Origin of the sequence: Herbaspirillum frisingense GSF30, assembly GCF_000300975.2 — a bacterium.
Classification (GTDB): Bacteria; Pseudomonadota; Gammaproteobacteria; order Burkholderiales; family Burkholderiaceae_D; genus Herbaspirillum; species Herbaspirillum frisingense.
Genome location: NZ_AEEC02000066.1, coordinates 1 through 11918, shown reverse-complemented (window position 1 = coordinate 11918; position 11918 = coordinate 1). Strand labels below are relative to the sequence as shown.

Genomic DNA, 11918 nt, shown 5'->3' with positions numbered 1-11918 from the left:
GTTCGCTTTTTTGTTGCTGCCGCAAGCTTGCTGCGGCGATCAACCCTCGTCGGCCCTGACCATCTTTACACGGGTCAGGTTGTTCGGCTGGTCTTCCACCAGCCACTTGCGCATGCGGGCAGCATCGCCCACATGCGACAGGCGACCCTTGGAATCCAGGAACACCATGACGATGGGACGACCTTCGATGCGGGTGTACATCACCAGGCAATGGCCGGCTTCGTTGATGAAGCCGGTCTTTTGCAGGCCGATGTCCCATTCCTTGTTGGAGGTCAGGCGGTTGGAGCTGTTGTACTGCATGGCATGGCCGCTGGGTTCGACCATGTACTTGGGATCGGTGGAGTACTGGCGGATGATGGGGTAGTTATAGGCCGCCACCACCAGCTTGGCCAGATCACGGGCGCTGGCCACGTTCTGGCTGGACAGGCCGGTCGAATCGACATAGCGGGTATCGGTCATGCCCAGCGAGCGGGCCTTGGCGTTCATGGCGGCCACGAAGGCCGGCAGGCCGCCCGGATAGTTGCGGCCCAGCGCCGAGGCGGCGCGGTTCTCGGAACTCATCAGGGCGATGTGCAGCATGTCGTCGCGGCTCAGCGTAGCACCCACGCGCAGGCGCGAGCTGCTGTGCTTTTCGCGGTCGACGTCGTCATCGGTGACGGTCAGGGTCTCTTCCATGTTCAGGCGCGCTTCCACCACCACCAGTGCGGTCATCAGCTTGGTGACCGAGGCGATGGGCAGGGCCACCGAGGAATTCTTTTCAAACAGGACCTGCGAGCTGGCCTGGTCGATCACCAGGGCCACATTGGAGCGCAGGGCCAAAGGATCTGGCGTGAGGTTCAGGCCGGCCAGGTCGCCGGCGGTCATGACCGGTGGCACCACCGGCACCGAGGGGGCGGCCGAGACGCGCTGATAGCTGATGTGGCGCTTGCCCTTGACCACGCTGACCTTGCGCACCAGCTTTTCGCGGTTGTTCAGCGAGCCCTTGGCGACCGTGCGGCTGACGGCTGCGGCGGGTCGCTTGGCGACCACCTTCTTGGCCGGGGCCTTCTTGGCGGCGTTGTTGACCGTCTGGGCTGCGGCAGGTGCCAAACCAGCGTGGATGAAAAGTAGCGATGTGAAAATGGCCAGCGCTGATTTGAACATAGGTGGATCTCCCCCCGAATTTACCCTGATAGTACACAAGAGAAACGTTGGCAGTGTAGCAAAAAGCAGAATTTTCGCAAGAGAATTAAGACGTTAGCGCATTTATTTAAACGGCTTTCTATCTTGCGGCCGGCCGAAGCATCCCCTGTTTCGGCCAATTTTTCTGACATTTCCTGACAATCTTGCTCGATTTTATTCGATTTATTTTTGAGCAAGATCCACGCCAACGAACCGACATGATACCAGTCTAAGCTTTCCGTTCAGTTCCTGAAAACGATAACAGAAGGCAATACCGGCCCCAGATGCTCGTTTTCGCGCTTTTTAATTCACTTTGGCGGCATCTGGAATGAAACACTAACGGGCAGTCGGGGGATGCCGTTGACGGCGCAATGCGTCTTGCGGCCGGCACGGCAAAAGACCTGCAGCTCAGGGCTTGCGGGCGTCCAGCATGGCGACGTCAATCGAGAAGGAACAGGCCTGGTCCAGCGCGAAATATTGTTTTACCTCTTCCGGTGCGGCCTTCCACAGTGCGCGGATGGCCGTGATGTTGTCTTGCGGGGTCCGCATGCGGGCCACCCAGCTGTCGAATTCCAGACGCAGCTTCCAGGTCTTGTCGCTGTCGATGGCAAAACCGGCGGCCTGCAACAGCTTGCGCCAGGAGTTCAGGCTGATATTGCGGACATGTGAAGTATCGCGCAGCAACTCAATGGCCTGGACGTAGGTATCGGCCAGCACATCGGCCGGTGCGGCGGTATCGATGACGATGAAGCGTCCGCCCGGTTTGAGTACCCGGAACACTTCAGCGAGCGCCTGCGGCAGATTGCGCCAGTGGTGCACCGAAAAGCGGGTACAGACCAGGTCGAAGCTGGCGTCGGGAAACTCCAGCCGGTCGGCGCTGCCCTGGCGCACGGCCAGGTTGTCCAGGCCACGCTCGCGGGCGGCGCTGGCGACCACGTCCAGCATTTCGGCGGCGATGTCGTAGGCAATCACTTTTTCCACCACCGGCGCCACGGCAAAGCTGGCGTGTCCGCCGCCGCACCCCAGATCGAGCACGCGGGCGCCGGGAATGGTGGCGGCGATGGCGGCCAGTTCCTGCAGATCAGCCCCCTGGGCGTGTACCGCGCTGGTGAGATAGGCGGCGGCGGTACTGCCGAACTGTTCGGTGACGACTTGCTGATGGCTGCGCATGGCGGGGCTCCTGGGGAGAAATAAGCTGAACAAGAATACAAAGCAGGCAAAGGCGGGTTGCATTTGCCCGTGGATGAGCAGCCAGTCTAGCGAATCCTTATCCTGTTACAAGTTCAGCATTTATACTATTACCCCGACCACCACCCTCCTCTTTCTGCATGGAACCCGATCTTGCCCGCCGCGCCCTGGGGGCCTTCCTCAAATCCCAGCGCGAACAGACTGCCCCCTCGCAAGCCGGCCTGCCGCACCTGGCCCATGGCCGGCGTCGCACGCCGGGCTTGCGCCGAGAAGAAGTGGCGCAGTTGTGCGGCATCAGCGTGACCTGGTACACCTGGATCGAACAGGGGCGCACCGACTCGGTCTCGCCGCAGGCGCTGGCGCGCATCGCAGACGCGCTGCACCTGCCGCGCGCCAAGCGGGCCTACTTGTTCGAACTGGCCGGCAAGAAGGACCCGGCGCTGCCGGAGCAACAGGCGGTGGCGGTGATTGCGCCGGAAATCCTGGACGTGGTCGGCAACTTCCGCGCGCCGGCCTATCTGCTGGACCGCTACTGGAATGCCGTGGCCTGGAACCCGGCGGCGTGCAAGCTCTTCGTGGGGTGGCTGGATCAAGGGGAGGCGGCGCCCAATCTGCTGCGCTTCATGTTCGCCCGCGCGACGGCGCAGGCCTTGACGATCGACTGGGAGCAGCGCGCGCGCCGGCTGGTGGCGGAGTTCCGGGCCGACAGTGCCAGCCTGCTGGACGATCCGGATCTGCTGGCGCTGGTGGAGGAGTTGTCAGCCGCCAGTCCGCTCTTCAAGCGGGCCTGGCATCTGCAGGACGTGGTGGAGCGCGAAGGCGGCGAGCGCCGCTTCCAGCATCCGCAATCGGGGGAACTGCGCTATCGCCAAGTCAACTTCCGCGTGGCCAACCGGCCGGACCTGAAACTGGTGACGCTGATGCCGGACGCGCCCGCGCCCGTCTGATCCTCATTTGCGGACCACGAAGGCCACACCGATCACACCCACCAGCATGCCCAGCGCACCGATCAGGCTGAAGGCTTCGCCGAACATCAGCCAGGCCATCACGGCCGTGGTCGGTGGCGTGAGATAGAGCAGGCTGGTGACGCTGGTGGCGGCGCTGCGGCGAATCAGCGCAAACAGCAGGAAGATGGCGCCGATCGACAGGGCCAGCACCGACCACAGCAGCGCCGCGATGAATTGCGGCGTCCAGTGGACGTTGCCCAGATGCCAGTCCAGACCTTCCACGGCCACGGCAAAGGGCAGCACCACCACGATGGAGGCGGCGAACTGGATCACGGTGCCGGTGCGCAGGTCAAAGTGGGCGCAGTAGCGCTTCTGGTACAAGGTACCGATCGTGATGCACAACAAGGCAAACAGGCACAGGCCGATGCTGGCAGTGGACAGGCCGATCAGCGAAATCTTGTTGGCCACCACCAGCCCTACCCCGCACAGGCCCAGCGCCAGTCCCACCCATTGCCGGCCACGCACCGATTCACCCAGCAAGGGCGCGGCGAAGGCGGTCAGGATGGGTTGCAGGCCGACGATCAGGGCCGAGAGGCCAGCCGGCATGCCGATCTTGATGGCGCACCAGACGCCGGCCAGGTAGCCGGCCTGCAGCAATACACCAGCCACGGCCACGTGGCGGATGCGGCCGTGCGGCCAGGGAGCGCGAAACAGCAGCACCAGCGGCAGCAGCACGATCAGCACGCCGGTGAAGCGCAACAGCAGGAAGGTCAGCGGCGGCGCATACGGCAGGCCAAACTTGGCGACGATGAAGCCGGTGCTCCAGATCAATACGAACAACAGGGGCACCAGGCTCATCAGGAGCTGGCGCGACCGGCTGGCGCCGGGGGTGGATTGCATCATTTCTTTTCCGTGGGCGGGCCGCATGCGACATGCTCATGCGCGAAGAGGCCCGGGTCATTTCACCGTGCGCTCCAGCGGGCAGCGTGGAGGCCGGCAAGTCTTATCGTTTGCAGGTGGACGGCGACGGTTTGTTCGATATCTCTGCCGTAGCCGCCCGCCATCGTAACCGCAACCGGAATTTTGTGCTCGCGTGCATAGGCGAACACGGTCTCGTCACGGGCCGCGAGGCCAGCCATGCTCAGTTTCATCTTGCCCAGGCGGTCGCCCTCGTGCGGATCGGCACCGGCCAGGTAGATCAGCAATTGCGGGGCGAAGCGCTGCTGCAGCGTCGTCAGCGCGCCCTGCAGGGCAGCCAGATAGTCGGCGTCACCGATGCCATCGGGCAGGGCGACGTCGAGATCGCTCTGTTCCTTTTCGAAGGGGTAATTATTCTCTCCGTGCAGGGACAAGGTGAACACCGAATCATCCCGCGCCAGGATGGAGGCGGTGCCGTTACCCTGGTGCACGTCCAGGTCGACGATGGCGACCCGGGCGGCGCGGCGTTCGGCCTGCATCAGGCGCGCGGCGATGGCAGCATCATTGAAGACGCAGAAGCCGGCACCGTGGTCGGCATAGGCATGGTGGGTGCCACCGGCCAGGTTGACCGCCACCCCGTCTGCGAAAGCGGCGCGGCAGGCGGCGATGGTCGCCCCGGAAGAGCGGCGCGAGCGCTCCACCATCTGCGTTGACCACGGGAAACCGATCTCGCGCTGCTCGGCTGCGTTCAGTTCGCCACGGCTGGCGCGACCGATGTAGTCGGGATGGTGCGCCAGCGCCAGCTCGCCATCGCTGGCGGCTTGAGCTTCCTGGAAATCGATGGCCGGCTGCAGGCTGGCCGCCCCTCCGCGGATCATGCGGTACTTGATCATGGGGAAGCGGTGGCCCGGTGGCAGGGGCAGCACGAAATGGTCGCTGTAAAAGGCCTTCAAGAAAAAATTCCTTCCTGTTGATACGGGTTTCCGCATTGCAATAAGCGTTTTGCGATGCGGCGCAAACGATTGCGCGCAGCGCATTGATAACGTAATTTCATTAGCTCGACAGCAAGTAGAAAAAGAATCGAATTCCTTTTCAAAAATCACGTAAGTCCTTGATTAGACGTGGATCAATTTTGAAACACTTTTCGCAGTTCTCACGCGATGAAACGTTTGACTTTATGCACGATTAAACTAGAATCCGCCTTGTGCAATGCATCATATTCAAATAAGAAATTTCAGCGGAGATCCACCTTTCCCTTCAGATTGGTCCGTAAGCAATCACTGTCGCAGCATTGTTCATCAACCTATCACCGAGAAGGATGTTTCAACATGACGAACTACACCGAGCAATTTTCTGCTGCTGCCAAAGCCAATGCCGAAGCCCAGATCGCGCTCTTCAGCCAGCTGGCGAACAAGACCTTTGAAGGCATGGAAAAGCTGGTGGACCTGAACCTGAAGGCCGCCAAGTCCTCGCTCGAAGAAAGCCAGGCTGCAGCCCAGAAGCTGTTCGCTGCCAAGGACCCGCAGGAATTCTTCACCCTCTCCAGCGCACATGCCCAGCCCACGCTGGAAAAGTCGGTCGCCTACGGCCGTCACCTGAGCGGCATCTTCTCCAGCACCCAGTCGGAACTGACCAAGGCTGCCGAGGCGCAGATCGCCGAAGTCAACCGCAAGGTGGTGGCCATGATCGACGAAGCGGCCAAGAACGCCCCGGCCGGTTCGGAACAGGCCATCTCGATGTTCAAGTCGGCCATCGGCAACATGAGCGCCGGCTACGAACAGTTCACCAAGAACGCCAAGCAGGCCGCTGAAGTGCTGGAAGCCAATGTCAGCAACGCCGTGGATCAGATGTCCCAGGCTGGCGCCAAGGTGACCCGCGCTGCCAAGAAGTAATCAAAAGTAATCGACAATCCGGCGCTCGCGCCGATTGCTGAAAGGCCCCGGCTGGACCGGGGCCTTTTTGCGTCTGGCGTTGCGCGTTTCAGGCGCTGATCTGGAACTCGGCACGCAGGGCGCGCAGGCCTTCCTGCATCTTCTCGAAGGCCGGTTCCACCTGCGTGGGGTCACCCTTGACGCCCAGGTCGATATGGCGGCGCGTCTGCTGGTCGCCCACGTGCGGCAGGCTGAACACCTTCACCAGCGGGAATTGCGCCTCGATGGCTTCCATCAGCGGGGTCAGGGTCGATTCCATCGCCTCGTACACCAGCATCGAACGTTCGGCCCAGGCATGGCGGTGGAACTGGTCGGCGTAGTGGTTTTCCAGCACCCATTCGAACATCGGCCAGGCCATCACGGGGAAGCCTGGCGCGAAGTAATGGGCGCCTTTGCCGCTGGTATTGGGCAGGGAAAAGCCGGGAATCTTGTTGTAGGGATTGGGGATGATGGAGGCGCCCTGCGGGAACTCGCCCATCTTCAGGCGGTGCTGGTTTTCGGGTGCGTCGAAGTCGGGTGTGGCACCGGATTCGCGGGCCATGTCGGCGATGCGCTCCTGGATCTTTTCCTTGGCCTGGGGATGCAGCACCACCGGCACGCCCAGCGCAGCCGCCGCGCACTGGCGGGTGTGGTCGTCCGGGGTGGCGCCGATGCCGCCGGTGCAGAACACCACGTCCTGGGTGGCCAGTGTGCGCTTCAGGGTGGCGGTGATGCGGTCAGGATCGTCGCCCAGATATTCCGCCCAGGACAACTGCAGGCCGCGCTGGCCGAGCAGTTCCAAGACCTTGGGGAAATGCTTGTCGATACGGCGTCCCGAGAGGATTTCGTCGCCGATGATGATGAGTCCGAATGCCATGCGTCTACCCGCCAGAAAGTTGAAGAAAGATGGCGGCGATTATGCCCCATTCGGCAGCGCCGTGGCGGGCCGCGCCCTGCCCCGCCACCCACCTTGTACCAGCACCCGGCGTCAATCAGGCTTCAACGCGGCTCAACGAGACTTCAACGCGGCGCCACATCGATGACTGCACCGTCTACCGGGCCATCCGGTGGCTGGCCGCTGCGGTAGCGCAGCAGCGCTTCCAGGCAATAGAACTGGAACCACAGCGCGGTAAAGACGAACACCAGCACATACAGCCAGATCGCCACCCCGGCCAGCACGGGCAGGAAGACCACCGCCAGCACCCCGCCCAGCCACAGCAGGGTGGGCGCCGCACCCAGTGCGCCGGCAATGGTACCCACCGCCAGCAGCGGCCAGCGATGCAGGCGCAGCACGGCATGCCGCTCCTCGCTGCTGGCGTAGTCGGCCAGGGTGTCGTAGGCCATGACGCGATAGGTCAGCCATCCCCAGAGCAGCGAATGGATCACGAAGGCCAGCGGCGGGATCAGGAATGCCCAGATCGTGGCCAGCCACAGGATGGTGAAGACGGCAAAGCACCACAGCGAGGTCCACAGGCTGCCGGCGACGCTGCCGCCATGGCGCTTGGAGAGCATGGGATAGTGGCGCGCACCGATGTGACGGGAAATGGCAGGAATCGTGAACAGGCCGACGAAGACCAGTGCCGTGAGGATCATCAGCGGCAGTAGCGTCCACATCGCCAGGAGCGGCACCAGCACCGTCTTCAGGGTCGCCATGCCGAACCAGGCCAGCATGCTGCCGATTTCCCCGAACATGCTGTTGGTCACGAAATAGGCCTGCAGCCAGTCGATGATGGGTTGCAGGCCCAGCCACAGGCAGACCGCCCACAGCGCCAGGGACACCAGGAAAGGCAGCACGGTCAGCCACAGCATGCGGATATGCAGCTGCGCCAGCAGGGCGCGACCGAAGGAGGCCAGGAAAATTCGCATCAGCGTGGCTTCCTGCGGGTGAATTCAACCAGGCGCTTGATGCCCAGCCACTGCTGCATCCAGAAGCCGCGCCCATAGTCACGACCACGGCCGGCCGGTGCCGGCAGCTGGTCGCGCACGCCGGTCATGGCGAAGCCCTGGCTGAAGTGGGCGGTACGGAAGATCACATCCCAGATCGGGAACAGCACGGCGAAGTTATGGCCGCCCAGCGAATTGCGGCCCCGGCTTTCATGGCCCAGGCCGATGGCGTGATGGGTGCGGTGAAAACGCGGCGAGACCAGCAGGTATTCGCCGATGCGGCCGAAATGGATGCGCACATTGGCATGCTGCAGGCTTTGCAGCATGCGCGAGAGCGAGACCAGCAGGATGTATTGCGAGGGCTCCACGCCGATCAGCACGGCGATGAGGCCGAAGATCATGTCGTGCACCAGGTTGTCGAGCATGTGGTTGCGGTCGTCGCTCCACAGGTTCATGTTCTGCTGGCTATGGTGCAGGCTGTGCAGGGCCCACATCCAGCGCACATTGTGCTGCGCCCAGTGGTAGACGTATTCGCACAAGTCCAGCACCACCATGTAGAGCAGGAAACTGACCAGGGCACGGTCGGTCACGCCGGGCCAGATCTGATCCAGGTTGAAGGTCCCCCAGCCTTCCAGGTGCAAGGCCTCGGACAGGTAGGACAGGGACGGATCGAGCAGCAGGAAGGCGATGATGGGGATGATGCCCAGCCGCTGCAGGACGGTGTAGATGAAATCATTCCAGCGCGCGCGCGGGTCGGTGATGGGATGGACCGGGATGGCGGCCTCCAGCGGGCGCAGGATGAGGAACAGGATCACCAGTTCGCACAGGCCCACCAGGACGAATTCGGTGCCGGTGAAGGCTTCCTCGACGAATTCGCCCATGCCGGTGAAGAACACCAGCGGCTGTATCAGGGTCTCGAAAAGCCAGCCCTGGACGGTGGCAAAGAGGTCGGAAATGGTCTGGATGATCATGGATAGCTTGAATCGGTATGACGGTATGCCGCTGTGAACGGGCTGCGGGCCGACGGTGCGCCGGGCTCCCCTGCCCTCGGCGCCGGTTCGACTGGCAGCGGCGCTCAGTGTTCCTTGCCGGCACCAAACAGGTGGCGGTAGGCCGGATGTTCGCGCAGGGTGGCAAAGCAGTATCCCTTCTGCTCCAGCCCACTGATCAAGGGTTCCAGCACGGCCGGCGCCCAGGGGTCCTGGCGCGACCAGATGCCCATATGGGCCAGGAAGATATCACCATCCTTGAGGCCATCGAGCGCCTTTTTCAGCAACACCTCGTTGGGGAATTTGTCGCTGGGCAGTTCGTCACCGGAAAAACCGGCCGGCGCCCAGGCCACATGGGCGTAGCCGCAGGCCTGCCCGGCCTTGAGCAGGTTGTGCGTGAGGCGCCCGCCGGGGGCGCGCCACAGCGGGTCGAGCTTGTGCCCGGTCAGTTGCTGGAAGCGCTGGTCTACGCGCTGCATCTCCTGGCAATACTGGGCCGGGGTCCATTGCAGCTTCTTGCCGGCCTGCGCGCCGAATTGCGGCCGCACCTCGACCTTGCCGTCCGGCAGGTCGCGAACCACGTAGACATGGTCGAAGGTATGGGTCCCAAAGGCATGGCCCTCGGCCACCAGCCGCTTCCACAGCGGTGCCCAGGCCGGATCCAGGGAGTAGTCACCGTGGATGGTCTTCTCGTTGGCCAGGAAGAAGGTGGCCTTGATATGGTGGCGCAGCAGGGTCTGTTCGATCAGTTCGGCCTGGGACTGGCTGCCGGTATCGAAGGTGAGGTAGATGTGCCCCTTGCAGGCGGCGGCCTCGGGTGCGGCGGATTGCGCAACGGCCTGGCCGGCCGCCAGGATGGCGAACAGGCACAGGCCGCGCAGGGTCTGGTTCGAGAGGAACAGCGTCATCGTGGAGCGGTCATCGGCAGGATCAGATATCGGGCGCCCGGTTGTACAGGTAGATGCCGTGCGGCGAACGGCCCACCGGGATCACCTTGGTCACCGTGCGGCTGGCCAAGTCGATCACCGCGACCTTCTTGCTCCAGCGCAACGTGGCCCACATGGTCTTGCCGTCGGCGGTGACTTCCATGCAGTCCGGGCCGCCGGGGACCTTGATGGTGCCGACGTTTTCCAGTGTGGTCATGTCGACGATGCTGATGGTATTGGCCACGCGGTTGGAGACATAGATGAAGCGCTTGTCACCCTGGCCACGGAAGTTGTGGGCGCCGACGCCGGTCTTGATCTTCTTGACCATCTTCTGGGTACGCCAGTCGATCACCTCGACATAGTCCGAACCCATGATGCCCACCAGCAGGTACTTGTTGCCCGGGGTCATGACGATGCCGGCCGGCAGCTTGCCCACTGGCATGGTCCACTTGACCTGCTGGGTAGCCAGGTCGATGGCGCTGATCTGGTCGCTGCCCTGCTGGGTGATGAAGGCGATGGTGCTGTCGTTGTCGAAGGCGATGTGGCTGGGCGTCTTGGCCAGCGGGATGCGCTTGGACAGCTTCAGGTCCTGGCCGTCATAGCTGTAGACATCGACCCGGTCCAGGCGCAGGCCGGTGGCCACGAACCACTTCTGGTCGGGGGTGAAGCCGATCTGGTAGGGATCGATGATGTCGCGGATCTTGCGCTGCACGGCACCGGTCTTGGGGTCCAGGAACAGCAGCTGGTTGCCGGTGGCGCTGGCCACGATCAGGGACTTGTTGTCCGGGGTGGCCATCAGGTGGTGCGGCTCCTTGCCGACCGAGAAGGTGGAGAGCTCCTTCTCACCGCTCTGGTCCAGCAGCGACACCGAGGCGTCGCCGGAGTTGAGTACCACCACCACATTGGCATGGGCGGACACCGCGAGAACGGCCGACACACATGCTGCGCGGAGGGAAAGGGATAAAAGTTGGCTGAATCGACGCAACATGACGAACTTTACACAAAAATGCCTGATCTCATCGTGCACGGAGCACGTCCTGGGTTCTTAACGCATGCCAGAGGCATCCCGCTGACAGCCCACTGACGCAATATGAAAAAATTTCAATTTTTGGTTTACACTGCCTGCCGTTCCGGTCGCATGCCGCTGCCGGAGCGGCCTGCAAGCCTGTCGCCATGCGGCGACGCGCAGGTGGACATGGACGGCGGAAAAATTGCCTGCGGGCACTATCCATCAGTTCCGCTCCATCCAACATGAACAGCCAGGCCGCGCACACCCCATCCCCTCACCGAAAGGAACAAGATGTCCACGATCACCACAGCTTCCGGGCTGCAATATGAAGAAATCACCGTAGGCTCGGGCGACGAAGCCAAGGCCGGCAGCCATGTCACCGTGCATTACACCGGCTGGCTGCAGAATGCAGACGGCAGCGCCGGCAGCAAGTTCGATTCCAGCAAGGACCGCAATGACCCGTTCGCCTTCCCGCTGGGCGCAGGCCATGTGATCAAGGGCTGGGACGAAGGCGTGCAAGGCATGAAGGTCGGCGGCACCCGCAAGCTGATCATCCCGGCTGGCCTGGGTTATGGCGCACGCGGTGCTGGCGGCGTGATTCCGCCCAATGCCACCCTGATCTTCGAAGTCGAACTGCTGGGCGTCTGAGCCCGCTGGAGGAGAGAGACATGAGCACCCTGCAAGAACAGTTCGAAGCGGCCGTGGCCGAATCCAAGAGCCTGCCCGAGCGTCCCGACAACATGACCCTGCTGAAGATGTATGGCCTCTACAAGCAGGGCAGCAACGGCGACGTGCAGGGCGAGCGCCCCGGCATGACCGATTTCGTGGCCCGCGCCAAGTTCGACGCCTGGGCCGCGCTCAAGGGCAAGCCGCAAGCCGAAGCGCAGCAGGAATACATCGATGTCTTCAATGAACTGAAGGGTTGATGCGGGTGCGGTAGCCGTTAGCTGTTGCCGCATACCGGAAGCGAAAGCGTAAAAAAATGG

Annotated in this window: 13 protein-coding genes; 4 read left to right on the top strand and 9 right to left on the bottom strand. The window is 62.7% G+C overall.

Annotated elements, in window-relative coordinates; genetic code table 11:
• Positions 1-39: 39 nt before the first annotated feature.
• Complete coding sequence (pbpG, locus tag HFRIS_RS24055) at positions 40-1143, bottom strand: D-alanyl-D-alanine endopeptidase (RefSeq protein ID WP_006465635.1); 1104 nt, start codon at positions 1141-1143, stop codon at positions 40-42.
• 426 nt (positions 1144-1569) lie between these two features.
• The gene (locus HFRIS_RS24050; RefSeq protein WP_006465634.1) at positions 1570-2331 is read right to left on the bottom strand and encodes a class I SAM-dependent methyltransferase; all 762 of its coding nucleotides are present in this window, start codon (positions 2329-2331) and stop codon (positions 1570-1572) included.
• A gap of 158 nt (positions 2332-2489) precedes the next feature.
• On the opposite strand from HFRIS_RS24050, the gene HFRIS_RS24045 reads away from it, so the two are divergent.
• On the top strand, positions 2490-3296 hold the full coding sequence (locus tag HFRIS_RS24045; protein WP_006465633.1) for a helix-turn-helix transcriptional regulator: 807 nt from the start codon (positions 2490-2492) through the stop codon (positions 3294-3296).
• Between the two features lie 3 nt (positions 3297-3299).
• Here the strand turns inward: HFRIS_RS24045 and HFRIS_RS24040 are convergent, their stop codons facing one another.
• Both HFRIS_RS24040 and HFRIS_RS24035 read right to left on the bottom strand, forming a co-directional pair.
• The gene (locus HFRIS_RS24040; RefSeq protein WP_006465632.1) at positions 3300-4199 is read right to left on the bottom strand and encodes a DMT family transporter; all 900 of its coding nucleotides are present in this window, start codon (positions 4197-4199) and stop codon (positions 3300-3302) included.
• A gap of 59 nt (positions 4200-4258) precedes the next feature.
• Positions 4259-5107, bottom strand: a complete 849-nt coding sequence (locus tag HFRIS_RS24035) for a histone deacetylase family protein (RefSeq protein ID WP_209443047.1) — start codon at positions 5105-5107, stop codon at positions 4259-4261.
• A 435-nt stretch (positions 5108-5542) separates the two neighbouring features.
• On the opposite strand from HFRIS_RS24035, the gene HFRIS_RS24030 reads away from it, so the two are divergent.
• Positions 5543-6106, top strand: a complete 564-nt coding sequence (locus HFRIS_RS24030) for a phasin family protein (protein ID WP_006465630.1) — start codon at positions 5543-5545, stop codon at positions 6104-6106.
• A gap of 88 nt (positions 6107-6194) precedes the next feature.
• Here the strand turns inward: HFRIS_RS24030 and HFRIS_RS24025 are convergent, their stop codons facing one another.
• The 5 genes from HFRIS_RS24025 to HFRIS_RS24005 all read right to left on the bottom strand — a co-directional run bounded on the left by HFRIS_RS24025 (position 6195) and on the right by HFRIS_RS24005 (position 10911).
• Complete coding sequence (locus HFRIS_RS24025) at positions 6195-7001, bottom strand: competence/damage-inducible protein A (RefSeq protein WP_006465629.1); 807 nt, start codon at positions 6999-7001, stop codon at positions 6195-6197.
• A gap of 143 nt (positions 7002-7144) precedes the next feature.
• Positions 7145-7990 carry an EI24 domain-containing protein gene (locus tag HFRIS_RS24020; RefSeq protein ID WP_006465628.1) on the bottom strand — a complete coding sequence of 282 codons (846 nt, stop codon included), beginning with the start codon at positions 7988-7990 and terminating at the stop codon, positions 7145-7147.
• Positions 7990-8976: a sterol desaturase family protein gene (locus tag HFRIS_RS24015; protein ID WP_039877229.1), complete on the bottom strand. Its 987-nt coding sequence runs from the start codon at positions 8974-8976 to the stop codon at positions 7990-7992. The genes HFRIS_RS24020 and HFRIS_RS24015 overlap by 1 nt, the downstream gene beginning before the upstream one ends.
• A gap of 107 nt (positions 8977-9083) precedes the next feature.
• On the bottom strand, positions 9084-9905 hold the full coding sequence (locus HFRIS_RS24010) for a polysaccharide deacetylase family protein (protein ID WP_006465626.1): 822 nt from the start codon (positions 9903-9905) through the stop codon (positions 9084-9086).
• 22 nt (positions 9906-9927) lie between these two features.
• Positions 9928-10911, bottom strand: coding sequence for a YVTN family beta-propeller repeat protein (locus tag HFRIS_RS24005; protein WP_039877226.1), 984 nt, complete (start codon positions 10909-10911; stop codon positions 9928-9930).
• A 312-nt stretch (positions 10912-11223) separates the two neighbouring features.
• On the opposite strand from HFRIS_RS24005, the gene HFRIS_RS24000 reads away from it, so the two are divergent.
• Positions 11224-11580 (top strand): FKBP-type peptidyl-prolyl cis-trans isomerase, encoded by a 357-nt coding sequence (locus HFRIS_RS24000; RefSeq protein WP_006465622.1) that lies wholly within the window; start codon positions 11224-11226, stop codon positions 11578-11580.
• Between the two features lie 20 nt (positions 11581-11600).
• Positions 11601-11858: an acyl-CoA-binding protein gene (locus tag HFRIS_RS23995; RefSeq protein ID WP_006465620.1), complete on the top strand. Its 258-nt coding sequence runs from the start codon at positions 11601-11603 to the stop codon at positions 11856-11858.
• Positions 11859-11918: the final 60 nt, after the last annotated feature.